This is a genomic window from Burkholderia cepacia ATCC 25416 (assembly GCF_001411495.1).
GTDB lineage: Bacteria > Pseudomonadota > Gammaproteobacteria > Burkholderiales > Burkholderiaceae > Burkholderia > Burkholderia cepacia.
The window spans coordinates 392,766-417,450 of the sequence record NZ_CP012983.1; the positions used below are offsets into that span (position 1 = coordinate 392,766).

Annotated in this window: 19 protein-coding genes and 1 pseudogene; 10 read left to right on the top strand and 10 right to left on the bottom strand. The window is 60.4% G+C overall.

Going from position 1 to position 24,685, the window contains the following annotated elements; translation table 11 throughout:
• Positions 1–17 precede the first annotated feature (17 nt).
• A complete protein-coding gene (locus APZ15_RS34090; protein ID WP_027792058.1) occupies positions 18–308 on the top strand; it encodes a DUF1330 domain-containing protein in 291 nt (96 codons plus the stop codon).
• Between the two features lie 143 nt (positions 309–451).
• Here APZ15_RS34090 and APZ15_RS34095 read toward each other — a convergent pair whose 3' ends face one another.
• Complete coding sequence (locus APZ15_RS34095) at positions 452–1,480, bottom strand: NADPH:quinone reductase (RefSeq protein WP_049096281.1); 1,029 nt, start codon at positions 1,478–1,480, stop codon at positions 452–454.
• 143 nt (positions 1,481–1,623) lie between these two features.
• Here APZ15_RS34095 and APZ15_RS34100 point away from each other — a divergent pair, with 143 nt between their 5' ends.
• Together APZ15_RS34100 and APZ15_RS34105 are read left to right on the top strand one after the other, a co-directional pair.
• Positions 1,624–1,977: a winged helix-turn-helix transcriptional regulator gene (locus APZ15_RS34100; protein WP_027792057.1), complete on the top strand. Its 354-nt coding sequence runs from the start codon at positions 1,624–1,626 to the stop codon at positions 1,975–1,977.
• A 119-nt stretch (positions 1,978–2,096) separates the two neighbouring features.
• Positions 2,097–2,519 (top strand): hypothetical protein, encoded by a 423-nt coding sequence (locus APZ15_RS34105; RefSeq protein WP_027792056.1) that lies wholly within the window; start codon positions 2,097–2,099, stop codon positions 2,517–2,519.
• A gap of 241 nt (positions 2,520–2,760) precedes the next feature.
• On the opposite strand, the pseudogene APZ15_RS34110 reads toward APZ15_RS34105, so the two are convergent.
• The 3 genes and pseudogenes from APZ15_RS34110 to APZ15_RS34120 all read right to left on the bottom strand — a co-directional run bounded on the left by APZ15_RS34110 (position 2,761) and on the right by APZ15_RS34120 (position 4,941).
• Positions 2,761–3,828 (bottom strand): annotated as a pseudogene (locus tag APZ15_RS34110) (hypothetical protein).
• A 93-nt stretch (positions 3,829–3,921) separates the two neighbouring features.
• Entirely contained in the window at positions 3,922–4,209 is a 288-nt protein-coding gene (locus tag APZ15_RS34115; RefSeq protein ID WP_138143343.1) for a hypothetical protein, read from the bottom strand.
• Positions 4,210–4,431: 222 nt separating this feature from the next.
• Positions 4,432–4,941, bottom strand: a complete 510-nt coding sequence (locus APZ15_RS34120) for a GNAT family N-acetyltransferase (protein WP_080981885.1) — start codon at positions 4,939–4,941, stop codon at positions 4,432–4,434.
• A 1,210-nt stretch (positions 4,942–6,151) separates the two neighbouring features.
• Here APZ15_RS34120 and APZ15_RS34125 point away from each other — a divergent pair.
• Both APZ15_RS34125 and APZ15_RS34130 read left to right on the top strand, forming a co-directional pair.
• Positions 6,152–7,318 (top strand): porin, encoded by a 1,167-nt coding sequence (locus APZ15_RS34125; RefSeq protein ID WP_027792054.1) that lies wholly within the window; start codon positions 6,152–6,154, stop codon positions 7,316–7,318.
• 662 nt (positions 7,319–7,980) lie between these two features.
• The gene (locus tag APZ15_RS34130) at positions 7,981–10,494 is read left to right on the top strand and encodes an EAL domain-containing protein (RefSeq protein WP_027792053.1); all 2,514 of its coding nucleotides are present in this window, start codon (positions 7,981–7,983) and stop codon (positions 10,492–10,494) included.
• 20 nt (positions 10,495–10,514) lie between these two features.
• Here APZ15_RS34130 and APZ15_RS34135 read toward each other — a convergent pair whose 3' ends face one another.
• The 4 genes from APZ15_RS34135 to APZ15_RS41465 form a co-directional block, all read right to left on the bottom strand.
• The gene (locus tag APZ15_RS34135; protein WP_201800285.1) at positions 10,515–11,555 is read right to left on the bottom strand and encodes a YncE family protein; all 1,041 of its coding nucleotides are present in this window, start codon (positions 11,553–11,555) and stop codon (positions 10,515–10,517) included.
• A gap of 257 nt (positions 11,556–11,812) precedes the next feature.
• Positions 11,813–13,537, bottom strand: coding sequence for an ABC-F family ATP-binding cassette domain-containing protein (locus tag APZ15_RS34140; protein WP_027792051.1), 1,725 nt, complete (start codon positions 13,535–13,537; stop codon positions 11,813–11,815).
• Between the two features lie 606 nt (positions 13,538–14,143).
• Positions 14,144–14,755 (bottom strand): hypothetical protein, encoded by a 612-nt coding sequence (locus tag APZ15_RS34145; RefSeq protein WP_138143344.1) that lies wholly within the window; start codon positions 14,753–14,755, stop codon positions 14,144–14,146.
• Positions 14,752–15,291 carry a hypothetical protein gene (locus APZ15_RS41465; RefSeq protein WP_138143345.1) on the bottom strand — a complete coding sequence of 180 codons (540 nt, stop codon included), beginning with the start codon at positions 15,289–15,291 and terminating at the stop codon, positions 14,752–14,754. Before APZ15_RS41465 ends, APZ15_RS34145 begins: the two co-directional genes overlap by 4 nt.
• A gap of 571 nt (positions 15,292–15,862) precedes the next feature.
• Here APZ15_RS41465 and APZ15_RS41470 point away from each other — a divergent pair.
• Positions 15,863–16,669, top strand: coding sequence for a hypothetical protein (locus APZ15_RS41470; protein WP_124919707.1), 807 nt, complete (start codon positions 15,863–15,865; stop codon positions 16,667–16,669).
• Between the two features lie 116 nt (positions 16,670–16,785).
• Here the strand turns inward: APZ15_RS41470 and APZ15_RS42435 are convergent, their stop codons facing one another.
• The gene (locus APZ15_RS42435) at positions 16,786–17,790 is read right to left on the bottom strand and encodes a hypothetical protein (protein WP_226153239.1); all 1,005 of its coding nucleotides are present in this window, start codon (positions 17,788–17,790) and stop codon (positions 16,786–16,788) included.
• Positions 17,791–18,929: 1,139 nt separating this feature from the next.
• Here APZ15_RS42435 and APZ15_RS34155 point away from each other — a divergent pair.
• Both APZ15_RS34155 and APZ15_RS42800 read left to right on the top strand, forming a co-directional pair.
• Positions 18,930–19,541 (top strand): GNAT family N-acetyltransferase, encoded by a 612-nt coding sequence (locus APZ15_RS34155; protein ID WP_027792048.1) that lies wholly within the window; start codon positions 18,930–18,932, stop codon positions 19,539–19,541.
• 31 nt (positions 19,542–19,572) lie between these two features.
• On the top strand, positions 19,573–19,743 hold the full coding sequence (locus APZ15_RS42800; RefSeq protein ID WP_080982067.1) for a phosphotransferase-like protein: 171 nt from the start codon (positions 19,573–19,575) through the stop codon (positions 19,741–19,743).
• A gap of 353 nt (positions 19,744–20,096) precedes the next feature.
• Here APZ15_RS42800 and APZ15_RS34160 read toward each other — a convergent pair whose 3' ends face one another.
• Positions 20,097–21,404 carry an MFS transporter gene (locus APZ15_RS34160; protein WP_027792047.1) on the bottom strand — a complete coding sequence of 436 codons (1,308 nt, stop codon included), beginning with the start codon at positions 21,402–21,404 and terminating at the stop codon, positions 20,097–20,099.
• 689 nt (positions 21,405–22,093) lie between these two features.
• Here APZ15_RS34160 and APZ15_RS34165 point away from each other — a divergent pair.
• Positions 22,094–23,617, top strand: a complete 1,524-nt coding sequence (locus APZ15_RS34165) for a sugar ABC transporter ATP-binding protein (protein ID WP_027792046.1) — start codon at positions 22,094–22,096, stop codon at positions 23,615–23,617.
• 3 nt (positions 23,618–23,620) lie between these two features.
• A complete protein-coding gene (locus APZ15_RS34170; RefSeq protein ID WP_226153240.1) occupies positions 23,621–24,685 on the top strand; it encodes an ABC transporter permease in 1,065 nt (354 codons plus the stop codon).

Genomic DNA, 24,685 nt, shown 5'->3' on the forward strand with positions numbered 1-24,685 from the left:
ACCAAAGAGAGATCGACATGCCGAAGGGTTATCTAGTCGCACACGTCAGCGTTTCGGACCCGGCCGCCTATGCTGCTTATGCAGAAGCCGCGGGTGATGCAATCAAGGCTTTCGGCCCCAAGGTCATTGCGGCCTGGGGGCAGTATGAAAACCTCGAAGGCGAGGCCCATGAGCGGCATGTGGTTCTCGAGTTCGATTCGTTCGCCGAGGCCAGGCGTTTTTATGAGAGCCCCGAATACCAGACGGCCAAGGCACTTCGCGCCGGGGCAGCAACCGGGACCTTCGTCATTCTCGAGGGGGCTTCATGACGCTGACCACGACACGTTCGAACATGAGCGTCGTCGGTTCGATCTCGCGGCAGGGGGCCTCACGAATCCCGGCCGTCCTTCGCCGGAAGTGCCCGGCATTGCGAATGCGGGGACGCTGGCTTGCCGACACGTCCTTGCGGTGATCAATCATTCGGCTGAACGTCCGCCGGCTCATGCGACCGGACGAGCGGTGGCCTGACGATGATCTTGCCGATAACCTGGCCAGATTCCTGAGCCTGGTGGGCTTCAACGATGGCGTCGAGCGCGAATTGCATGCCTATGGTCGGCACATAGGCGCCGTCCTCGAGGCATCGGCAGATCGCCGAAACGGCTGCGGACTTGGCGGCCGCCGGGACGGTGTAAATGTAAACGAACCGGAATGTACAGCCTGCGATCATTGCGTCGAGCAGGGGAAGCGGCACCTGATCGGCAGCGGATCCTACGGCGTACGAACTGATGATGCCGCCGTTGGCGAGGCAGCGCATATCGATGTCGAGGTTGTCTTGCAGACTGACTTCCACGATACGATCGACTCCCCGCTGCCGTGTTGCCGACTTCACGATCGCGACCACATCCTGCAGCCGTCGATTGATCACGAGGTCTGCACCCGCACGCCGTGCGGCGTCTGCCTGCGCGGGCGTTGAAACGGTGGTCGCGACCCACGCGCCGGCCCATTTTGCAAGCAGGATTGCTGCGGTTCCGACCGCTCCCGCGCCGCCCTGGACGAGTATCGCGCGACCCTTGATGTCGCCGTCGGAGAAGAGGCAGCGATGGGCCGTGAGTGCCGGAATGCCCAGGCAGGCGCCGACCTCGAACGAAACATTGTCGGGCAAAGGAACGGCCTGTGCTTCCGGAACGACCGCATATTCCGCGGCCGTGCCGAAGGGGCGGCGATATTGCGCTTCGAACAGCCACACCCGTTCGCCTGTCCGTGTCGGCGCAACGCCGGCACCGACCGCGTCGATCACGCCTGCACCGTCTTGATGCGGAATGACCATCGGAAATGCGGAACGGCCGGAGAAGCCGGTACGCGCCTTGATATCGCTGGGATTCAGGCCCGATGCGTGGATGCGTACCCGGACTTCGCCCGGACCCGGTTGCGGAACCGGAAAATCCCCGAGCCTCAACACTTCCGAAGCGTTGCCCTGACGTTCGTAATAAGCGGCCTTCATCGATCTGATCCCTTGAATGAGTCCGGTCGCCGGTTATCGGCGGCCGATGTAACGATGCCGGGACTATCGGCGGTCGACCGCTTTTGCACAAGAAGGCACGTCTTTGATATATAGGGAAAGAAATTATCCTATTGGGAGCCGGCATGACATCTTCGGTTAGCACGTATCCGTGCTCGGTCGCCGCGACGGTCGATGTCGCGGGAGGGAAATGGAAGCCGCTGATCGTGCACTATCTGCTGGGCGGTACCAAAAGGTTCGGCGAGTTGCGCGGCTTGATCGGAGTGGTGACCCAGCGCTCGTTGACGTTGCAGCTTCGCGAGCTCGAATCGGACGGCATCGTGACCCGTACGGTTTTCGCCGAGGTTCCGCCCCGCGTCGAATACACGTTGACCGAATTCGGCAGAACGCTCGCCCCGGTGCTCGAGGCGATGAAGCAATGGGGCGATGCGTACCTCGCGCGACTGGAGCAATCCGCGGGGCGCCGGCCGTGTTCGTGAGTGTCCCGTTGCGTCGCCGAGGGATGTCCGGACACCCTTGCCCGGCGAGTCGTTGAAAACGCGCACGTGCCATAATTCGCCGGTTCCTGGGCTACCCGATGCATCGTGTCCTTCACGAAATGATTTTGATCAGATCTCTTGCCGCCGCCAGCCTGTTGCTGGCGGGATGTGTTACAGCGGCGCACGCCGAAACGTATCCGCCGGAAGTGTCGAGAAACATCGACAAGCTCCAGTCCCGATGTGCCGGCAAATCCAACGACCCCAAGGCGGCCGCCTGCATCGAATACAAGGCCACGCTGGCCCGCACCGTTCCACCCGCTGTCCAGGAGTTGATGCGTCAGGAAGAAGCGGTTGATGGCCAATGCAGGAACGGCGCGGCACCGAAACTATTGCCTGACGGGCAATATGCTCCGGGCAGTGCGTGCGCACAACGCGAGCTGATGATGAAAACCATTCGCCAGCACGGCTGGTGCTGGGGGCACACGGACATGGATAGCTATCATCCGGGTTGGGTGGTCTGTCATCCCGGCGAATGGCAGTGAAGCCGGGCGAAGCTGTCGCTGAAACGCACGCGTGACGGCATCGGCGGCGTTCGCGGATGGTTGCGGATTCAACGAGCGAGGGCGACGGGTCGAGGATTGTGAACGATCGAGCGGCCCGTGCCGGACGACCTTTTGAATCCGCCGCCGAACCCGGTCGCTGCCTGGTTCCGCGACTGACCCGACCCGATCCGCTGAAGGCTATCGACAACGCTCCACAGCCGCCGTACGCCGACACCAGTTGTCAGTCGGACGACGCCGGCACCTCATTTCCCTGAGCCGCACCGCATTGATGGCAATGCGGGAAGAAGAAGAAATTCCGGCCGCCGCATTCGCAGACATTGAAGAGTCGTAATCCGCAATGCACGCAGAACGTGGAGTCGTCGCCGCCGAGATTCCATTGTTTGTCGCATGACGGGCAGCGCTTTTTTTCGAGCGAACGAACGGCTTTTTCGTAGCCGATCGTGCGCGCGCGTTCTCCCTGATCCTGCTGCAATTCGAGCCGTTTGCGTTCGGCATAGCGCTGAAAGGCCTTCATCATGTAAAGGCCGGCGAACACCGTGAGCGCAATGCCCACCAGGACCCGGACATAGCCGCCGAAATTCGGCAAGTACGGGACCAGTTCGATGAAGAACGCGCTCAGTGCAAACAGGCCAAAACCGTACACGAAAGGCCAGTAGCGTATCTTGCGATAGCGTATGAACAACCAGATCGCAACCAGCAGTATCGGCAGCGTCAGCGCAAGCCGCAGTCCGAACACTTGCAACTCGTAGTGCCGTGTCGCTTCGTCGAAGCGCCGTTCGGCTGCTGCGTCCGCTTCGGCGATTTGCGTGTCTACTTGAGTCAGCTGCGATGCCAGCGCCCGTTGCTGATCGTTGATCGCATCGATCTGATGCTGCCAGTTGACCACCACGGCCTGGAGCGAATCCAGCTTGCGAGTTCTCGCCAGAATGTCGGGGTCCCTCGCACTGTCGCCGGTTACCGAGCGCGTTGCCAGCCAGTTGCGGAAGCTTTCTTTCTCGGCCGCCTACTCCTTCGCGGCGCGGCCGCGCGCGACCTCCATGGTGTCGGCCTTGTCGGTAAGCGCGTTGTGCTGCGCCTGCAGATTGCGCCGCGCTGCGTCCAGCCGCGCTTTCGTCGGCGCATCGGCGAATTGCTCGATGACGGGCGGGCCGCCCGTCGGGGCAAACGCCATGTCGCGGATCACGAGGCTGCCGAGCATGTTCAGAAAGACGGCGAAGATGATCGCGATTACCCATGAGGCGAGTCGCAGGAGCCGCGCGGGACTGGTCAGGCCGTCGCCGGAAGTCATCATTGTTTTGCCTTGGTTGGAATGGTTCGCAGTGTTATCAATCTTGACACAATGGTCGACTGCCTCTGTTTGGCCGGCTGCCGCCCGATGCGGTCATCGCGGCGAATCCAGGCCGAGTTGCTCCACTAGCTCAGGGAAGCCAAGCGACGTTGCCATCCTGGCAAAGGCATCCTGCTCTGTTGTCGATGCAACTGCAAGTGCCGCTGCGATCTCCTCAAGTGCGTTGACGTCGTCGTCCTCGGTGTGCAAGTTACTCCGCTGATCGATGTACCTCACGGCCAGTACAAGTGCCTTGGCTATTCCGTCCATGTCGCCCTCAAAAGACCAAATGTGACGTGCACCATGTGCACCGAGAAGGTCGCTGCTTTGAAAAATTTCCAACGTCCGCAGTCGCGAGTCGTCGATTCTGTCTTATACCGTCTCTTTTCGGGAAGATTATTCAATGAGCAAAGCTTGCACATGAAAATTGCATCCTTGAATGCGGGGAAAGTATGAATAAATTCATTGCGTGCAGAATCAATATCAATCGACTGTGGAATTATTTGATATTTCATCGTAAGCACGGATGCCACGTGATTGGCGGTTACAAAGTCACCAAGAGGTTCACATCTTCACGCTGTGGCGATTGACTTCTTCCTTGTGGATTTCGAAGGTGCATCGATCACCTGTCGTGGCTATCAGGCGAAACCCGCATTTTTCGGCGACGCGAAGAGAGGCTCGATTCTCGATAGCGCATGACGCCGTCATGCTCGTCATCCTGCCCGAGCCGAACGCGAGAACGAGCAGCGCACGAATCGCATGAGCCGCGTAGCCCTTTCCCCAAAAGTCAGGCAATAAAAACCAGCCACAATCAGCCGAAACGGAGTCGCGGATCGTGTAGCCGACACTCCCGATCATTCCCTTCACGTGCTGACATTCAACCGCGTAGAAGAAGCGTATCCGCTCCGCGGATCGTTGCTGTGCGATCGCGTCCGCCAACGCATGTTCACATTGCGCTCTCGTTCGCGGGAGCCACGACACGTAGCGGGCCACTTGCGAGCTCATCTGCAATTCGCAAAATCGCTCGATGTCGGACGGCACGTGTTCACGGAGTCGAACGGGACTTGAATTCATTCAGGTACCGGAAGCAGCCGGGCGCATTTCTGGAAAGGAGTCACACGCGGTCACGGAATCATCAAGGCCCGGGCAGCGGATGCGGAAGCGACGGGAACCTCGATGCAGCGAGCACTTCGAGAGAACGGCCTGCAGCGTCTGTCTCGGCGGGCTGGTGCCCTGCGATGCGAGTCAGGATACCTCGCTTACCGCTGCCATTTTGGCCCCGGCTCGACGTCGGATAGGGAGCGTCTGTCGTCAGCGCATAAGCGCTCCCGTTCGACACCAGGTTTTCGTCTGATCGTGGATCAGCGTCACGGCGCGGATCTTGCTGACGCGGTGTCCTCGGGCCAGTTCCTATAAGGGTAAGTCCGGCATGGCGCAACGTTATCAAACCAGATTAACTTATATCAAACAATTTTTGACGCAAAATTATGTTCCTGATATGGTCTTTCGCACTTGCTAAGCGCGATCCGTCCACGTTGGTGCCCGGCGATTAGGTTCGCGTACTTCGCCAGCGGTTGAACCGGACGCTCAAGCAGCCTGTAATGGCGGTCGGTACGTCCAGACGGTCTTTTGTAGCAGGTGGAGCGTGGTCCGGTTTCGTCATCGCCGACCTTGCTCGCAGGCATTGCACGGGCGCTGGACGTGACGACGCCGGACTGCTCCGAAATGCGATCGGGGAAGGTTCGGCTGAGCGCGGTGATCCGCTCGAGTTGTCCGGCTTCGCGGATTCGGCACATCGGTTCGCCGAATCATGAATACGGCGGGAGGACGTCAGTTCGAATGAATCCTCTAGTGCGCGCTCGTGGCCAAGGCGCGCCCGGAAATCACCGCGCAGGGGGCAAGTTTCTTCGCGTGATCGACGGTGAAGTTTCGCCGGAGCTGGAAGGCAAGGTATTGATGCAGCAAACAGGCGACTCGGCACATTCTCGATCCACGGTGCCGTAGGGCTGGAGCGACAACGGAAGCAAGGAAGCGGCTTTGATCCAGGTGGGGACGCCGCGATTGTTCTGATCGAAAGAGTGCCGGACAGGTCGAGATGCGCGATGCTTCTCCGCATGAAATTTTGAGGATGACGAAATGATTGATTTGATTATGCCGATTTGGCGAATATGACGCTGGCCGTTGCGGCCGAGACGACGCGCAGGCCGTGCGCCGCCGTCTGCATTCGAATACGACACAACCCGTTTCAAACAATCCCAAAACCACTCCTGACAGTGAAATACAGATGAAAAACAAAAACGTCAACGTCAGCGTTATCGCTGTTGCCGCATTCGCCGCATCTTCGGCAGCAATGGCGCAGTCGTCGGTCACCCTGTACGGCATGCTCGATTCGGGTATCGGCTACACCTCGAACATCAATGGCCACAAGCGGTTCGGCCTCGACGGCGGCGCCGTAGGTTCGAACAAGTGGGGCCTCAAGGGGGACGAAGACCTCGGCGGCGGCCTCAAGGCGGTATTCAAGATCGAAAACGGTTTCAATATCGGTACGGGCGGCATAAACGGCCAAGGGCCGATTGGTGCCACGCGTTCGTTGTTCAACCGCCAGGCATACGTCGGCATTGCTTCCGATCGGTACGGTACGCTGCGCATGGGGCGCCAGCTCGATGCCGTAACGGAAATGGTGCAGGGCCTGACGGGCGACGCCATTTCAGCGTCGACATTCTCGACCCCGGGCGACGTCGACAACAACGACAACACGACGAACCAGAACAGCGCCGTGAAGTACATTTCGCCGGTCATCAACGGCTTCCAGGCTGAAGGCGCGTACTCGTTCGGCGGTGTTGCCGGTGCGATGGGTTCGGGGCAATCGTGGTCGGTGGCGGCGAACTACGCTCAAGGCGGCCTGACCGTCGCCGGCGGCTACTTCCGCGCGGCCAACCAGGGTGAGAACGGGTGGCAGAACGCAACGGCACAACCGGGTTTCGGTACCGCGCTGGGCTATCCGAGCTCGGGTTATAACGGTGGTAATGCGTTCAAGAGCGCGGGCATCGCCCAGATCGCAACTCAATACCAGATCGGTCCGTACACGGCGGGCTTGCGGTACTCGAATGCGCAGTACCAAGGCAACAACGGCCAGCCGTCGATCCACTTCAACGTGCTGGGTGCGCTCCTGCAGTACCAGGTCACCCCGGCGTTGTCGCTGGCCACCGGGTACACGTATGTCTACGGTTCCGCAGCCACACCCAGCCAGGCTGCCGAAGGCCGCACGATGGCTTCGATCAACCAGGCGTCGCTCGGTGCCATGTACGCGCTGTCGAAGCGCACGTCGGTTTACGCCGTGGGCGCCTACGTCCATGCCCAGGGCGCTCAGGCTTCGGCTGCCGACTTTGGCAACACCTCATCGGGCGGTAACCAGGTTCAGGTCAACATCGGCATGCACCATAGCTTCTGATCTTCAAATTGCAGGCCCGGAAGCCCGGAGTAGTGGGTGCAATACGCCGGGCTGGCAGCATTCTGGTGGTTCCATATGACCATGAGCGCTCGGATCGTCAACGATTCGAGCGTTCATGGCAGACGGCCGCAAGCGGCCGGGGCGCAGCTGGCCGCCCGATCTCGAGTCTCGTCCGACGGATCGCCCGGACTTCACGGCAGCCGTGGACGGGTTCCATTCCTCCATGAGCGCCGCCGCCGGTCCATGCGACGCCTTGTCACCCGCGTGTAACAAAAAGCCCTGCTGAAGCCGGGGGTGTCTCGGCCGCATTGACGGTTCACCCGCCCCGCAGCCGCTCGACTTGCCGTCCCGCAGCACGAATGTCGTCACGGCACTCAACTCTTCCACGAATCTGTCGTTAACTCAGGGCGGCTGCCTCCGAGTGGGCGGCGCTCCGGCGTCTGAACCCGCTGGACAAGGGATCGTCAAATGCGACGTCGCGGCTCATGTGCCACGCTCGCCGCCGCGACGCCTCACACGATGGGTCAATGCCCCGTCTGCGAGTTCGATGAGTACGCAACCATTCGAGGCGAGCGAGATCGCACCGCGCCTGTCGCCGCGGGCGAGCCTGAAGGTTGCCGGATCGAAGCGCGCCGGCGAGGGCTTTTCGTCTTGGTTAGAGAATGTATCCGAGCAGCTACGATGTTCCGATTGCGCGCCTCGTCGCGCGTCAGATTCTGTCCTGCATGCCCGCCACGCCGGTGCGGGAGGTCGCGCGACGCATGTTCATCGAGCGTTGCAGCTCGATCGTCGTGATGGAGGATGAACAGGTCGTCGGGATCTGGACCGAGCGCGATGCACTGTCGGCCGGCGACGATCCGCACGGGCTCGATCGGCCGGTCAGCGAGGTAATGAGCCATCCGGTGCTGACGCTCGAGGCCAACACGCCGCTGGGTGAGGCCGCGATGAAGTTCAAGCAGTCGGGCGTCCGGCACTTCGTGGTGGTCCGCGACAACGCCGCGATCGGCGTGCTGACGCAGACCGACGTCGTCGTGAACCAGGGGCCGGAGTTCTTCCTGCACCTGAAACCGATCGAATCGATCCGCGTCCATCCGCCCGTCGTGGTGTCCGAGCAGGTCGCGCTGCACGACGTTGTCACGCAGATGCGCACGCAACGAATCGATGCGATCCTGGTCGGCTACGACGACGGCGAGCACGGCATCCTGACCGAGCGGGACATCGTCCGGCTCCTGGCGGAAGGCGCGTCCCAGGGCGCGGTCGGGGTCTACGCGAGCAAGCCGCTGCAGATGCTGAGCGCGAAGCAGAGTTTGTATACAGCACAGCGCTTCATGACTGAGCACAATATGCGGCACGTCGGCATTCGGGACGAGGCGGGCAGGCTGACCGGGCTGCTCTGTTTCGCGGACGTGCTGCAGAGCATCGAGCATGAATACGCGAACGAGTTGCGCAGCGCCGTGCGCGAGCGCGACGAAGCGCTGGGTCTCGCGCGCTTCAACCTGCGCATGGCGGATCGGGTGTTCGAATCGGCGCTCGAAGGCATCATGGTGACCGATCGGCACGCGAGGATCGAGCGCGTCAACCAGGCCTTCACGCGCCTGACCGGGTACACCGCGGACGAAGTGATCGGGCGCAACCCGGGCCTGCTGAGTTCCGGGCGCCAGACGCCGGATTTCTACAAGCAGCTGTGGCATTCGCTGACGACCGATGGCCACTGGCAAGGCGAAATCTGGAATCGCCGCAAGACCGGCGAGCTGTTTCTGGAATACCTGACGATCACCAGCATTCGCGACAACGATGACGAGATCTCGCACTATGCGGCGATCTTCTCCGACATCACGCAACGGCGTCAGGCGGAGGAGCGGCTGGGCTATCTCGCCACGCACGACGTGCTCACCGATCTCGCGAACCGGGCGCTGTTCGAGGAGCGGCTCGCGCACGCGATCGCTCACGCGAAGCGGCTCGGTCGCAAGGTCGCGGTGATGTACCTCGATCTCGACCGCTTCAAGCTGGTCAACGATACGCTCGGCCACAACGCCGGCGACGAGGTGCTGAAGCAGGTCGCGGAGCGCATCGTCGCGTCGGTGCGCGCGAACGACACGGTGGCGCGCATGGGCGGTGACGAATTCGCGCTCGTGCTCGAGGAATTCGACGATGTTCGCGACGTCGGGCGCGTTGCACGCAAGCTGCTGGACGAAGTGGCGCGGGCGATCGATGTCGGCGGTCGCGAGATCTTCGTGACGCCGAGCATCGGCATCAGCATCTATCCGGACGACGGCACCGAGGCGGAGCACCTGATCCTGCTCGCGGACCAGGCGATGTATGGCGCGAAGAGCCGCGGCAGGAACGTGTTCCAGTTCTTCGAGAGCAAGATGACGTCGTCGGCGATGGAGCAGCTGGAGACGCTCGGCGAGCTGCACCGCGCGCTCGAGCAGAACGAATTCCGGCTGTTCTACCAGCCGCAATACGATCTGGCCAGCGGCCGGATCGTCGGCGTGGAGGCGCTGCTGCGCTGGCTGCATCCACGCAAGGGCCTGGTGCCGCCGGGCGACTTCATCGGGCTGGCTGAGCGGTCGGCGCTGATCGTCCCGATCGGCCGGTGGGTGCTGCGCGAAGCCTGCCGACAGGCGCGCCGCTGGCTCGACGAGGGTTTCGAGTTCGGGCGGGTGTCGGTGAACGTGTCGGCGCGGCAGTGCTTTACCGACCATTTCCTCAGCGACCTGACGACCATCCTCAGCGAAACCGCGTTGCCGGCCGAATGCCTGCAGCTCGAGTTGCTCGAAAGCATGGCGATGAACACCCGCGAGGAAATCGGCATCCTGCTGCGCGAACTGGCGACACGGGGGATCAGCCTGGCGATCGACGATTTCGGTACGGGCTATTCGTCGCTGGTGTACCTGAAGGATCTGCCCGTCGATACGCTGAAGATCGATCGGTCGTTCCTGACGGACTGCGGTTCGGGCAGCACGGATGATGCAATCGTGCGCGCGATCGTTGCGATGGGGCGCGCGCTGGGGCTCGATGTCGTGATGGAGGGCGTCGAGACGGAGAAGCAGCTCGCGTTCCTGCAGGAAATCGGCTGCCACCAGGTGCAGGGGTTTCTGTTCGCGCGGCCGCAGCCTGCTGAACAGCTGGCCGGGATCTCGTCGCGTCGCGGTGTTGAGTTGCTGACCGAGTGAGGCGGTGGGGTATCGATATGTCAGCAGCCGAGGTTTCCCGCGATCGCGCTACTGCCGCTTTTGAACGACAGCATGTCCGTCACCTTGCCGGTATAAAAATCGACGATTTCACCGCCATGCGTCAGCAGCCGGTCGCCGAACCAATCTGCTGCCAGTCGCGCGGGCGGCCCACGGTGACGTTGAATGGCATGTTCGACCGCACCGGTATGTGCGTCGATCACCAGATCCTCGCCCCAATTGCAGCGTGCCGTTTCCGGCAAGGGTAAGCACAAATGGCTGCCACTCTCGTTAAACAGGATGTTGGCCGAGCGAACCTCGCCAAATTCGCCAATATCGCGCGACCATACCACCGAGCCATTCCGGTCACAGCACAGCAATTGATTGGTATCGCTCGCGACGAACATGACCGACCCATCGCGCGCAAAGCGCAGGCGCTTGACCTTGCCGCCCGCCGGGAGATTGACCTTATTGATCTCGCCGCTGCGGCAATTCACGGTCAGCACCGAATTCCCGGTTCGTTCGTCTGGAGCCCAAAGGAGTCCGTCGACCGGATCCACGTCGCCGAAACGTGCATCGAAATCACGCGCGACAGGATCGCCATGCTCGCCGGTGTCCAGATCGATCACCACCGGACGGCCTTTGTCATTGCTCTTGAAGGCGCTTACCAGCGCATAGCGCCCGGACGGATCCAGGCGCGTCCAGAACGACAGAAACTTGTCGGTCTGATGCAGGACGGTGCCATCGGCAACTACGGTCAAGCGGCTGCGGTTGGTATTGCGTGCGACTATCCACGACGCCGATGCCAATGCAAGGCGACGGCCGTCGCGCGATACATCACACACCGTATCGTCCGTCTGCGCGCCGGCGATCGATGTAATCGTTTTCGAATCACGGTCGTATTGCACTAACGCCGGCTCGGGAAGGAAAGCGTCAGTTTGGTCGAAGAACACGAGACCGCGGGGTACATCGATGTACACAAGTAACTCCGGCAAGAAATGCGCAAAAGACGTGTCGATCGCGATTGTTTGGGTTAGAAGTGACGCCTTGAGTCGGCGGATCATGTCCTGATTATCAACAGACTGGCCCGTGGCGTCGAGCGATTGGTCGTGGGCGGCTGGTCGGAGCTGGTTGACCGTGGTCGACCCGAAAGCGACACTCGAGCTTTTCGATATCGGCCATTCGTTCGATCAGAACGTGAAGCGGGTGTGGAATCGCAGGATACTGGCGGCGGGCGGCACCAAGAGGCACCGCACCAGTCTCTGCCTATAGCCAGTCAGACGTCGCCGCGCTGCTGCGAACCGTACCCGTCACATACGCCTTAAAGCCCAAGCTCCCGTTCCAGTTGCCGCATTTCTTCCCGCCACTGTTCCTGCAGTCGCGGCTTTTGATGTTTGGGCTTGCGTACGAGTTCTGCCGCCAGCAAGGTCTCCAACTGACACCACCGTTGCCACAGTGCCTCAGCGTCACTGCTGGTGGATTGAACGCCGGTGTGGTTCCGTGTGGTCGGAATCTGCTCGGGTACAGCGGGCTCACGAGATGTGAACAAATTTCGATACGCGCTTTCCGCATCCGGCAATTCCTGCAAGCGCCCGTTATGGATTGCCCAGAAGCGATTGCAACTGTGCTCGATCAATTCGCGGTCGTGCGAAACCAGGATGAAACCGCCATCGAACGCCGCCAGTGCGGCAGCAAGTTCGCGCTTACCTTCCATATCCAGGTGATTGGTCGGCTCGTCGAGCCACAACAGGTGGTAGCTCGCCATGGACAGCGCGAGAAAGAGCAGACGAGCCCGCTCGCCGCCACTGAGCGTGGCGACGGTCTGACCATGGCGGACATACGCAAACCCGGCGGAAATCAAAGCCTGCCGTCGCTCTCTGTCTCCGACGGGCGCGAATTTATATAGAGCGTCAGACAAAGTGGCGTCGTCGGCCAGTTGATGCAATGACTGATCGTAGTAGGCGATGCGTGCGGCCGGATGATAACGCCAACCCATGCGCGCTTCCCCCCGCTGCAGATCGCTCCAGCACTGGCGCAGCAACGAGGATTTGCCCGTGCCATTGCTGCCCAGGACCGCGACCTTGTCACCTGGCCTCAACCACAAATCGTGAACCTCAAACAGGATCGGTTCGTCCGCCTGGGCGCGTACATGCAGCCCTTCGAAGGCCATCAGACGGTCAGCCGCAAATGGCCTCCCTTGTAGCTTCAAGCGCCACGGGCTGCCGCGACTCACAAAGGTCTGGTCTTCCTTTAGTTTTTCGACACGCCTTTGCATGGACTTGGCTTGGCGCGACAGTTTCTCGTTGTCGTGCTCGCGCCCCCAGATGGCCAGACGTTTGCTGCTGGCGGCCAGCCGGTCTATCTCGCTTTGCTCGCCTGCATGACGCGCCTGTGCCGTTGCATCGGCCTCAGCCAACGCGACCAGGGCCCGGCTGCACGGCATATCGAAACTATACAAGCGCTGATCGCGCAGAATCCAGCTTCTGTTGCTGAGGCTGTCCAGAAGTCGCGCGTCGTGCGATACCAGGATGAAGCCCCCCTGCCAGCGGCGCAGGAAATTTTCCAGCCACAACAACGAGGGTAGATCCAGATGATTGCTTGGTTCATCAAGCAACAGCAGATTCGGCTGCGCAAGTACGGCACGTCCCAACAGCAAACGCGTGTGCTGACCGCCGCTCAGGTCGGAAACGGGTATGTCCGCCGCAGTGGCCAGCTCTAAATCGTCCAGTAGACTGTCTACCCGCCAATGCTCGGCCCGTTGCCCGCCGACGCTCTTCAGCAACGCCTCTCGCGTCGTCAGGTCGGCAAGTCTTGGCGGTAGATGCTGCTCGACGTGTTGCAGGCGGCACATTGCCGCATATTGCACGCTACCGACACCGGGTTCGCGGCTGCCCGCCAATACATCAAGCAGGCTGGTCTTGCCGCAGCCGTTGTGGCCGATCAGGCCGATGCGGTCGCCAAGTTTTACAGTAAAGGTAAGATCCTGGAATAGCGGGCCATGGCCGGTTTCCAGTTGCAAGGAAAGTGCGGAAATCAGGGTTGTCATGCTCTTGCTCTCGTTTTTTCGGGACGTGTTCGTCCCTGTCAACAGGAGCGCTGGCGACAACTTTGGAGTCGAGAAAGGACTCGGAAGGAGAAAGCTTTGCTCAGACCGGGTTATCGCAGCGCGATGGAACTCAGGCAAGAGCAGGCGAATGTGCTGAACAAATGTGCCAACATCAGTGGGCGCATGAGCAAAACCATATTTACCTCCTTTTTTAAAAAGAGTTGGATGTAGCGGCGGAGTTTATCTCGGCTGACGTCGGTTATACAAGCCGTTATACAAGCCGCGGGAGTGACGGCTCGCAGTATCTTCCAAGAAAGATCGCGGCATGCTTCGCAGCAACTCGCTATTGGGCGGCCAATATTCGCTTTAAAGAACGTGTTCTGAGTGACTGCTCTTGGCTGCCGAACGCGGCCGGCCGCCGCCCTGTGACGCACGACCGGCGCAGATCGACCCGGAGCGGTCCTTCACAGTTCTCCAGAACGGACGTTCATGCGCGGTGGATAAGCATCCCCCAACTTTCCGCTCGTCAGAGCTATTCCAAAGAAGTTTAATGGCCATTTCTTCCAGCCGTCCCCGTCAAATCAAGCAAGGTAACGGTCGACAAAGTCATCCCAGCCGCCGAATTCGTTTAAGCTCATCAGGCGTCAACTGTAGGATTGACTGCGCGTCGATCATCTCCTGCTTTCCACCGGATTGGGAATGCGCTTCAACTGCCCGATTAGAGTAGCCCAGACGCCTTCCGAGCAATCCAAGTCCGAACGGGACGCTGGCAATCGCGGCGGCGATCCCGATAACCTGCAGGTAAGCAGCCGGATCTCGTTCACCACCCAAGCCCATCGTAAGGAGGGTGCCACAAGCCGAAAAAGTACAAATGCCCGCTACGAGATAGCTACCAAACCAGCTGTACATTCCAGCAGGACGTACGAGATAGACTGACCCATCTGTGACGTTTCGAATGCCGTAGACATCTACGCGGTTGCCTTGACGAATGCCTGCCACTTCTACCGCATCCCCCTCCGCGATGAACAGCGTACTAGGGTCGAAGGAGTTAAGCGTGAGCGGCGTATCAACACCATCAAGGACGAGCACGACATACTGGCTGCTGACTTCAGTCAGGTTAAGGTTATCTACTCCGATGATGTGCTCAGTGGTCACCGTAAGCTGCTCGATGGCTCGAGCACGACCCGAGATCAGTTTCATTGGTGGAAGGGAATTCATGCTTTCTTAGCCGCAAAATGCCTTGATGCATGTCGATAGCTGAACTCGGCACATAGACGATGAGGTGCGAATGCAGTCACGATACGAACTATAGACAGAAGCCCTCCTCCAAACCCCAAGAAACCGACTAAAGCCGAGATCAAAAGCGCAATCGAATAAAAAAAACCGCCGATCCTCGACAACAGATTGTCGCCACCACCAAGGATCAGATATCCGAGTGGCCACATCAATCCGAGCGATACGATAAAAATCAGCGTGGCCCATAGCCCCTGTCGCAACCAACTTTTCGGAGCAAGCTCGAATCCGTCGCCGATAAGCCAGCTCACGCCGTTGTTGCTCCTTGTACGATAGGCCATGCCATATACCCGCGAACCGGTGTTTGCCCGAGCGATTTGCTTGTGAATCGCAGCGAACTCCCCGGGATCGCAAAAATAGTAGTGTCCGGCCACCTCAATCCGGTACAGACAGGGTAGCGAGTCCCCCCCCAGTTTCACTAGACCAGTGTCGACTCGACCAAGGATGCCTTCGATTTTCATCGCGTCAATTTATTCCGTTCAGAAGTCAATGAATTGTATAGGTAGCGCCAATTGTAGAAGCTCGTGCTGCTCATTCCGTGCTTGTGCCACGTTCGATCGTAGATTTATCGACCTTTGTCGGAACAGGTAATCGAGGGGGACGGGTACGGACAGTCGTTCACGATCGGTGCCAACCACTGCAACCGACTTAGCGTGCTTTCTTTCCCGTGTTCTGGGATGCTCCGACAAGTAAAAAATAAGTCGAAATCGCGTGCGAAATTGTCAAAAAAGTCACGAATTGCGTTCTTTCATTTCCCGGCCTGCTTGTCAGCGATGTGGAGCACAACGATGGACGTCCGGAATTGGCCGACTGCTACCTTCCGGGGTTGCTTGCACTTGCCCTAGCACAGTTGCCCGAAACCGACCCGGAGCGGCCCTCCAGATAGGGCCATGCGGTTCCCCGGCTACAATGATTGTAGCAACCATGCTGACAGCTTCGTCCAGTATCGGTCTTGCAAAGCAGGGACCCATGTATTTCTCTGAGTTGTCGCGGCCCTGATTACGTCGAGCCTCTTGATGCGAGTATTTCTATATGTCATTTCGATCCCTTCATGACGACCTGCTCGCATACCAAGGCCAGATGGCGTTCGTCGATGTGCTGATTCCTTGGATAGAAGAGAATCCCGCCGAAATCGAACGGCTCCGATCCATTCGCTTAAGAAGCGGTAGGCCTATTCCGAATGTATCCGAAGACGAACGCTGGTTGCTTTATGCAGCTAGCCGCGTTTTCGAGCTTCTAGTGCTTTGTTTCCAGAGTGGACGAGCCGATGGAACTGAGTGGCGTGGCCCCGCCATCTCGGAGGATGAGCTTGTGTGCTTCTCGGAACGCATCGGCTTGGATGTCGTGCGACCCGATCGATATTCGCCTTTCCATCACGAGATCGCTGCTCTACTTTGCTCTGCTGAGGCGGCTCAGTCACCTCAAATTGCCAAATATCACTGGCCATGCCTGATGCTCGGTCCGCTTCTTTTGATGCGGGCGGGCGTCACTCTATCTGCAAACGCCAGTGTCATGCGCCCAGAGGTCGCTGACGCTTCTACTCTTTATTGGGCTTTTCGCAGAAAGACACGACCGCACCACGATCTCGCCCACGGGTGGGGGCACAACTCATCATGGCGAACTTCTTTTAGGCGCGATTACCACCTTGGCGACACCTTCCACTTTAATGTCGACGGCACGGTTGATCTTTTGGAACTTCATGCAGAATCGTGCAACGAAGAAGGACTGTCGCCGAAGGAGCGCATGGAACTCCTCGCGAACCGCTGTTTTGTTACCGTTATCAAGGATAGCGTCGATCACTTTCCCTATGATGATCGGTTTTCAATGAAAGCTATGTAGCAGAGGTCGTCGGCCCGATCCTTTCATCGAAGGAATCCTCCCAGAGAAATTCGACTGCTTACAGTCGTCACTCATATGACCGCTTCTCCGCCGGCGAGAACTTGCCAGACTCCTCCTTACAAAGAGGAAGCTTCGAGGCAATCACTTCGACGGATCAAGACCCTCACCGCGCGCAAGAGGTGATGGTTTATCGTCGGAATCAGTGTTGCCGGAATCTCATAAGGGCCTGCGGTCCGAAAGTCGGCTGCATGCATGATGTGAACCAACCCGACGTTGAACTGAACGAACGCTTCAATGGTCTGGTCGTTCCGCATGGCGGCTTTCATTGCGTCCTCGTCGAACCAACGCGACGAATATAGTGTGAACGTCGGTGCGTCGACCGGCGGAAGCGCCCGGAAACCCGCATGGTCAAGCCAGTCGAATTGCGCCCGGTTCACCTGGACGATACTGGACATGCCACAAAGGCCTGTACCGCTGCGCTCGAGATGGTCGATCCACCAGTCGTTTTGCCATCGCTCGTAACCGAGCAACGCGCCCTCTAAGCGCACCATGTTCTCGCAGCCGTCGCCTTCCCTGTTGAGATTCTGACGAAAAAATTCCAGAGCCGGGATGCGCCACTCCTCGCCTTTGAGCGTATACAGAACTTGTCCGATTCGACGCGCCGGGCGGCCTGGACAAGCCGGTACCTCGCGGATGATTTCCTGGGAATGCAAGACGCCTTGAGCCACATACTCGTCGAAGCGAGCCTTCAGTACGACCGACGGCGGCCATTCGCTGTTGAATTCAATGAACCCGAATGGTTTGCGCCCTTGCACCATCAAAGCCAGCTCGTAGCCGGTATGGACAAGGTACGGTACGAGAATGCGAGCCGTCACATATTTTGCGAGAAGGGTTTCGCGCGAACCATGTTCAAACTCGATCGCGAAGGCGTCGCATACGTTGGCGACCTGTGTCGGCGACAGAAGATAGCAGTCGTCGAGGTCCGCATCCTCGGATGCGTTCGGGTCGACCATTCGCCGCAGCGCATCAAGGTCGTCGGTTTCGAATCGAACCTCGAGGCACGGGTACAGAAGATCCGGATCGATCGCCGACAGAATGAACGAGGTTCTCGGATATCTCATGGTAATTCCCGGTGCGTCAGTTCGAAGACTTCGACATACGCCAGATCCTTTGGGCAACGCGACACTGCCATGTCGTTGCTCGAAGCGCGTGCTGATTGTCGACGATCTGCTGGAGGATGTCGAATGGCTGGTCCTTGTTATCGTTATGCGCCGGGTCGGGATGCTAAAGCCGGGTGATACTGATCGCTACCGCTCTCCATCACCAGAAACTGGCCAAACGGCGAAGTTCGCGCGGACGCGCCCGGGCCGCTGGTAAACTCGGGCTGCCAAAGCAACTTTTCCCGGTCACATGAGCACGCAACCCGCAGCAGCACCTGCAACCGTCACCCCAATGATGCAGCAGTGCCTGCGCCTTGCCTGACAAGGATCAGCCCGCAAAGCTACGCCAATAACTACGTCCACCCTTTTCGGAATCTGTCGTTAGCCCAAAAGGGCATGGCATCGAACGTGTCACAATCATGCGTCGTCGCGAAAAACCAACTGGGCAACTTGTGAAGTCACTACTCATTCTGGTTGCATTAACAGGCTTGTCGGTCGTTTCGACAGCGCAGGGACAGAACGCTGCGACTCTCATCGGGTTATCAAAGGATCTATCTAGGCATATGAATGGCCCCGACGGCGAGTACGGGTTCATTCGTGTCGAGACGCCTCACTGCCGTCAGTTTGGACTGGGAGCCAGCGAAGATCTGCCACCTCCAAATCAATACCGTTTCGTAGATTTTATTCACGCGCAGAATGCGAACGTCGATACGCGCGGAGTGACGTTTACGATGCGGTCAATACCTTTGCCCTGGTGCAAGCCGGGCGAAGGTATGTACTAATGGTCCGTCTCTGATATTTTGTGATTGCTTGTTCGTTGTCTAGCGTCGCGAGAGTTTGGAAACGCTTGGCTGCCGCTCACGATCACCCGCACCTGGTCAAACGGCGAACTTCGCGCGTGAACGCCGAAGCCACTGGTAAACTCGGGTAGCCAAAGTAACTTTTCCCGGTCACATGAGCACCCAACCCACCACAGCACCTGCACCCGTCACCCCAATGATGCAGCAGTACCAGCACCTTATCTGATAAGGCTCAAAATCAAAAGCTACGCTGTAAGTTACGCCAATTCATTCAACGAGCGCCTGCTGCCTAAACCGAACATGCACGATACAAAACTATCGGTAGCGCCCCTGCCGCATCAGTTCCTTGAATCGGCGTTGGTTTTGCTGGATGCAGCGTTCGAACAAGACCCCATCCTTGCCTGGTGCCTGTTCGCTGAAAACTGGGGATTCGACGAGCGCCGCACAAACTATCTGAGAAGCTATTTGAGATATCACCACGATGCGCTCATGCCTGCTTTGGGCGCGTGGCGTAGCGGTGACCTCGTTGCCGTGAGCTACTTTGCGCCGGCGTCCCGCGCAGAATCATCCGGCAACTTTGCCGAGCTGGGACATCAGATCGCAAGCACCTGTGGCGAACTATCCTTGCGAAGAATCGATCTGCTTCGCGAGAGTTCTGGCTCGAACTCCTCTGTTGCAAACTCAAGCTGGATTGAGTTCATCGGTGTGTCCCCGATGCTACAAGGCGAAGGGATCGGGTCGACGCTCCTAAATGCGACCTTGGCGCATCTTCGCGAGATCGAACCATCTGGGATGATTTCCTTGGAAACCGCAGAGTCGCGCAATATTCCGTTCTACGAGCGCCATGGCTTTGCGATCAAGGAACGCATTGATCGTCCGGGACTGACGCAATATCGCCTATCAATCAGCTAGTCGCCCCTTCGGGCTTAGAACGGGCTCCGTGATGCCGATCACCGAAACGCTCCCCCCTCCGGGAGCCATCGTTGTACTTAACGGGCCAAGTAGCTCGGGCAAAAGCACGTTGTCCAAGTATCTGTGCGAGAACCTGCAGGAACGCTACTTACATGTCGAGCTTGATCATGGTCATGAGCGTTCTCCTCGGGGTAAAAAATAAAAAAGGCGCCGTAGGCGCCTTGGTCGTGTGTACAGGAAGGGGGAACTGCAATCCCGGATGTCCTGCTATGGACGTAACGAACCACGGCGCATCGAGTGACGGCCGTGATGATGACGAAATTGGTTCGGGACGTTACGGAGTTCCATGCCGGTCATATTGGCACATTGATTTTGATTTGTGAACTGATCCGCCTGGCTGCGCGGCCGCAAAGTATGCGCGAACCCTGTCGGGATACAGCTCTGGCGCATGCGTTGAGCGTTATTCGAGTCGATCGTCATACGTGGACTTCAGCCGGGAATCGAACGCCGTCGACAATGACGAAGCCACACTCGGCACTGGCAGGAATGGACAGGTCACGACGGCGATTGAAGGTCGAAAAGTTCCCGGTTGGTCTGGAGATAGTGAGGCGAGCCACCATCGTCGGAATTGAGCATGAGCCTCAACGGCCGGGAAAAGGCAATGCAAAGGAGCGCAAATACGAAAAGTTCGCTGCCGTAGATGATGACTGCGTTTGGCGACAAGGTCTTCAGCGCCGCGCCCGACATCCAGATACCCAAAGGAGCAGCGGCCGTGCAAAGAAACATCAGGCTCGATTCCATACCGGCACGATGCCCGGCTGGAATGGCCATTGCCCGTTTCGAATTGACGGTGACGTTGAACATCGTCAATCCGGTACCCAATGCGAAACCGAGCATGCACCAGACGGGGAGCGTGTGCGAGCAACCGAACGCGAAGATGGAGGCGCCGATCATTGCAATGCCGACGATCGAAGTGGCGTGATCGGAAACAATGCGTCGTGCTTGCTGGATCAGCAAGGCCGAAGCCGCCAATACGCCCGCACCCAATGACAGTTCGATGCCGGCGACGTTCAGCATCGAGCCGCCCTCCGCGAGAACCTTGGCCGGCAACAGGAAGAAAACGAACGGGACGAACAGCATGTTGGCAAGCAGCGACGCTGTCGCGATCGCCCGCTCGGCTCGAATACCAAGCACCCGCTGCATCCCGCGGCGCAGATCCTGAAAAAACGACGGCGCTTCGCCGGAGTGCGCGTGCACCGATTGGCCCGCGCTGAATGATATGTGGAAGGCGAGCGCCGCTACGACGCCGAAACAACTGCTTGCGACACTCACCCATAACGCGGACTCGCCGCCGAATGCCCCGATCATGAAACCTGCCAGCGTCGGGCCGAACAGGATATTCAGGATGAAACCCGACGCCTTCAGGCGCAGACCTCGACGGACCTCGTCGGCATCCGGTGAAATTTCAGGTATGAGCGGCGTGCTCAGCGGCATAAGGGCCGCCACGGCGACGCTCGAAGTCACACTCGCGATGACGATGACGACGATAAGCCAGTTCGTGTAGGTGCCGTGAAGCGCAAGTGCGACGACGACGACCGGTATCACCGACGCAAGGGCAAGCAACGATGCGCCCAGCAAAACCGTACTTTTGCGGACTCGGTCGGCGACGATGCCGGTGAACGGAAGGATCAGCAGGGTCGTCGCCCACGTTGCGACCAGCGTCAGCGTGAGTGCCGACGGGTTCGCGATACCCTTCAGCAAAAGCCAGGTGGCATAGAACTGCAGGATGCGAGACGAAACCGTCACGGCTGCGTCGGCGCACACATACGTCACGATCAGTTGCCACCGGGTCGAGGGCATCATGCTATTCGTTATTCTGGAACGTGTCGGCGACGGATGTGAAAATGGCTGCCGCATTGAACGCCCGCGCATTCCCGGCAAAACCTTGCAATGAATACCTCGCGGATCTGCTCGGCGCCATACGCCGAGATGCCGAGATGCCGAGATGCAAGGCAGCGCCAGGCCGGAAACACAATTGATTCTCGCAGCCGCTCATGGCACTGCTTACTCCAAGCGTGACGAGGTGCCGCGTATTCAGGTCGATGCCGGGCCGGCGATACGCGTATCCGCAAATGTCCGGACTCTTTGCAAATCGCGCGAACTGCGGGGCTATATTTTCAGGTAAACAAAGTCTGGTAAAGAAAAAATATTAGAGCGCGTCACGCAGCGGTTCGCACATCTCCGGCAGCGTAAGGATCGTGACAGGGTGCGGAGTCGGGATTCTCGCCCACGTCATATCGATGACAGAAATCGTTGTTTGCGGGTACATCGTGCGGCACGCTAGATTGGCCGAACCGGCGTCGATGCCTGCCCGGTGCACAGTCATGCTCGACGCGGATCGACGTGGAGGCCGAAGTCGATGAGCCGCGACATGGCGTCCCCGCCAAAGCGGGATTGCCCCCGCGCAAAGCATCCCCCGCACGTTTCCGGTGACCAGGTGGCGTTGCGCACATGGCACCGCCCGCCGAGAGGCACATCTTTTCGACACCGCATTGACGACGACTTCATCCAATCTCCGAGTAGATCGACGGCATCGCGTCGCGCGGCCGCCCGTCCTGACGGCCATCGGCGTGTCGAAGCGCTTCGGCGCGACGACCGCGCTCGCATCGCTCGACCTGTCGATCGGCGCCGGCGAAGTCGTCGCGCTGATGGGGGCCAACGGCGCGGGCAAATCGACGTTCGTCAAGATCCTGAGCGGCGTGATCCGTCACGACGGCGGCACGCTGACGCTGCGCGGCACGCCTTACCGGCCCGCGTCGCCGCACGCGGCGAAGCAGCTCGGCATCGCGACCGTGCATCAGTCGGTTGCCGACGCGGTGGTGCCGACGCTGTCGATCGCCGACAACCTGCTGCTCGACCGGCTGTGCGATCCGGCATCGCCGTGGCGCGTGCCGCCGGCCGCCCGGCGCGATGCCGCCCGGCCGCTCGCCGAACGCGTCGGGCTCGATGCCGACCTGGCGGCGCCGCTCGCGTCGCTTTCGCTGGCGGACCAGCAGCGTGTGACGCTCGCGCGAGCACTTGCCGGGCAGCCGGGCCTGCTGATCCTCGACGAACCGACCGCGAGCCTGTCGGCGCCGGAGGCCGAGCGCCTGTTCGCGCTGCTCGATACATTGCGTGACGAAGGGGGCGCGGTCCTGCTGGTGTCGCACCGGCTCGGCGACCTGCGCCGTATCGCCGATCGCGTCGCGATCGTGCGCGACGGACGGATCGTCGCCGATCTCGCCGCACCGGTCGATTTCGACGCGGCGGTCGAAACGATGATCGGGCGGCCGTTGCCGAAGGCGCGTGCGCCGGGCCCGGCGCCGATCGCGCGGCCCGGCGACACCGGCCTGAGCGTGCGCGGGTTGCGCCTGACGCAGTCCAGCGCGCCGTTCGATCTCGACGTGCGGCGCGGCGAGATCGTCGCGATCGCGGGGCCCGTCGGCGGCGGCAAGTCGCGCCTCGCAAACACGATCTTCGGCGCCGTGCGTGCGGCGCAGGGCGCGATGACGCTCGACGGCAGGCCGTGGCGCCCGCGTTCACCTGCCGACGCGATTCGCGCCGGCGTGTTCCTCGCCGGCGAGGACCGCTGGCGCACGTCGCTGTTTCCCGACAGCGTGCCGTTTGCGTCGATCGCGGGCACGATCAGCTTCCCGTTCCTGTCGCGCTGGTTCGGCGGCGGCGCGGTGCGCGCTGCGCGCGAGCGCACGGCGGCCGCCGCCGCGATCGCGCGCTTCGGAATTCGCTGCACGGGCCCCGACGACCGTCTCGTGCGGCTGTCCGGTGGCAACCAGCAGAAGGTCGTGCTCGCCCGCTGGCACGCGGAACCCGCGCGGCTGCTGTTGCTCGACGAACCGTTCCAGGGCATCGACGCCGGTGCGCGCGCCGATATCGTCGACATGTTGCGGCGCCATGCGCACGAACGCGCGACGCTCGTGTTCGTCAGCGATCTCGAGGAAGCGGTCGAAGTCGCCGATCGAGTCGTCCGGTTCGATCGCGCGACGCTCGATCATTCATCCTCCCACCCGTCGGACTGATCCATGACGATGCCGAAATCCGCCACACCTGCCGTTGCAGCCGATGCGCCGTCCGCCAGGCCGGCGCTGCCCGCGTCGGCCCGCCTGCGCGCCGGCCTCGAACGCACCGGCATCCTGCTCGTGCTTGCCGCGCTGGTCGTCGTCTTTACCGTCAACGAGCCCGCGTTCCTGAAAGTGGACAACCTGTTCAGCATCCTGCAGGCGGTGTCGATCGTCGCGCTGCTCGGGATCGGTGTGACGATCACGCTCGCGGCGGGCGGCTTCGACTTGTCGGTGGGCAGCATCGCCGCATCCGCGCAGATGGCGGCGAGCTATGTGCTGGTTGTCTGGCACGGCAGCGCGCTCGCGGCGGTGGCGGCCTGCGTTGCGCTCGGTGTGGCAGCCGGCCTGTTCAACGGTGTGCTGATCACGCGCTTGCGCGTGCCGGACCAGCTTGCGACGCTCGGCACGCTGTTCCTGCTCGCGGGCCTGCAGCTGATTCCGACCGGCGGGCATTCGCTCGCGACCGGTTCGGTGCTGCCCGACGGCACGGAAGCGAGCGGCATGTTTCCCGACGCGTTTCTCGCGCTCGGGCGCCTGCGTGTGTTCGACGTGGTGCCGTTGCCGGTTCTGATACTGGCGGCGGTGACGGTGCTGGCTTGCATCGCGATGGAAGCGACGCGCTGGGGCCGCGTGATCTATGCGATCGGCGGCAACGAGACGGCCGCGCGGCTGGCCGGTGCGCCCGCGGCGCGCTACCGGGTCGCGGCGTATGTCGTATCGGGCGCAATTGCGGCACTGGGGGGCGTGCTGATCGCCGCCCGCGTCGGGCGCGGCGACGTCAGCGCCGGGCACTCGCTGCTGCTCGACGCGGTGGCCGCCGCGCTGGTCGGGTACGCGGTGTGGGGCGCGAAACGGCCGAACGTGTTCGGCACCGTGGTCGGGGCCGTGTTCGTCGGTGTGCTGCTCAACGGCCTGACGATGCTCAATGCGCCGTATTACCTGCAGGATTTCGTGAAAGGGGCGCTGCTGGTGCTCGCGCTGGCGTTCACGTTCGGCATCGGCCGGCACGCGGACGCCCGCGCCTGA

Excerpts from the sequence above, each read along its gene's own strand:
- APZ15_RS34090 (WP_027792058.1), top strand. The coding sequence starts at position 18 with ATGCCGAAGGGTTATCTAGTCGCACACGTCAGCGTTTCGGACCCGGCC.
- APZ15_RS34095 (WP_049096281.1), bottom strand. The coding sequence starts at position 1,480 with ATGAAGGCCGCTTATTACGAACGTCAGGGCAACGCTTCGGAAGTGTTG.
- APZ15_RS34100 (WP_027792057.1), top strand. The coding sequence starts at position 1,624 with ATGACATCTTCGGTTAGCACGTATCCGTGCTCGGTCGCCGCGACGGTC.
- APZ15_RS34105 (WP_027792056.1), top strand. The coding sequence starts at position 2,097 with ATGATTTTGATCAGATCTCTTGCCGCCGCCAGCCTGTTGCTGGCGGGA.
- APZ15_RS34120 (WP_080981885.1), bottom strand. The coding sequence starts at position 4,941 with ATGAATTCAAGTCCCGTTCGACTCCGTGAACACGTGCCGTCCGACATC.
- APZ15_RS34125 (WP_027792054.1), top strand. The coding sequence starts at position 6,152 with ATGAAAAACAAAAACGTCAACGTCAGCGTTATCGCTGTTGCCGCATTC.
- APZ15_RS34130 (WP_027792053.1), top strand. The coding sequence starts at position 7,981 with ATGTATCCGAGCAGCTACGATGTTCCGATTGCGCGCCTCGTCGCGCGT.
- APZ15_RS34135 (WP_201800285.1), bottom strand. The coding sequence starts at position 11,555 with ATGATCCGCCGACTCAAGGCGTCACTTCTAACCCAAACAATCGCGATC.
- APZ15_RS34140 (WP_027792051.1), bottom strand. The coding sequence starts at position 13,537 with ATGACAACCCTGATTTCCGCACTTTCCTTGCAACTGGAAACCGGCCAT.
- APZ15_RS34145 (WP_138143344.1), bottom strand. The coding sequence starts at position 14,755 with ATGAATTCCCTTCCACCAATGAAACTGATCTCGGGTCGTGCTCGAGCC.
- APZ15_RS41465 (WP_138143345.1), bottom strand. The coding sequence starts at position 15,291 with ATGAAAATCGAAGGCATCCTTGGTCGAGTCGACACTGGTCTAGTGAAA.
- APZ15_RS41470 (WP_124919707.1), top strand. The coding sequence starts at position 15,863 with ATGTCATTTCGATCCCTTCATGACGACCTGCTCGCATACCAAGGCCAG.
- APZ15_RS42435 (WP_226153239.1), bottom strand. The coding sequence starts at position 17,790 with ATGAGATATCCGAGAACCTCGTTCATTCTGTCGGCGATCGATCCGGAT.
- APZ15_RS34155 (WP_027792048.1), top strand. The coding sequence starts at position 18,930 with ATGCACGATACAAAACTATCGGTAGCGCCCCTGCCGCATCAGTTCCTT.
- APZ15_RS42800 (WP_080982067.1), top strand. The coding sequence starts at position 19,573 with ATGCCGATCACCGAAACGCTCCCCCCTCCGGGAGCCATCGTTGTACTT.
- APZ15_RS34160 (WP_027792047.1), bottom strand. The coding sequence starts at position 21,404 with ATGATGCCCTCGACCCGGTGGCAACTGATCGTGACGTATGTGTGCGCC.
- APZ15_RS34170 (WP_226153240.1), top strand. The coding sequence starts at position 23,621 with ATGACGATGCCGAAATCCGCCACACCTGCCGTTGCAGCCGATGCGCCG.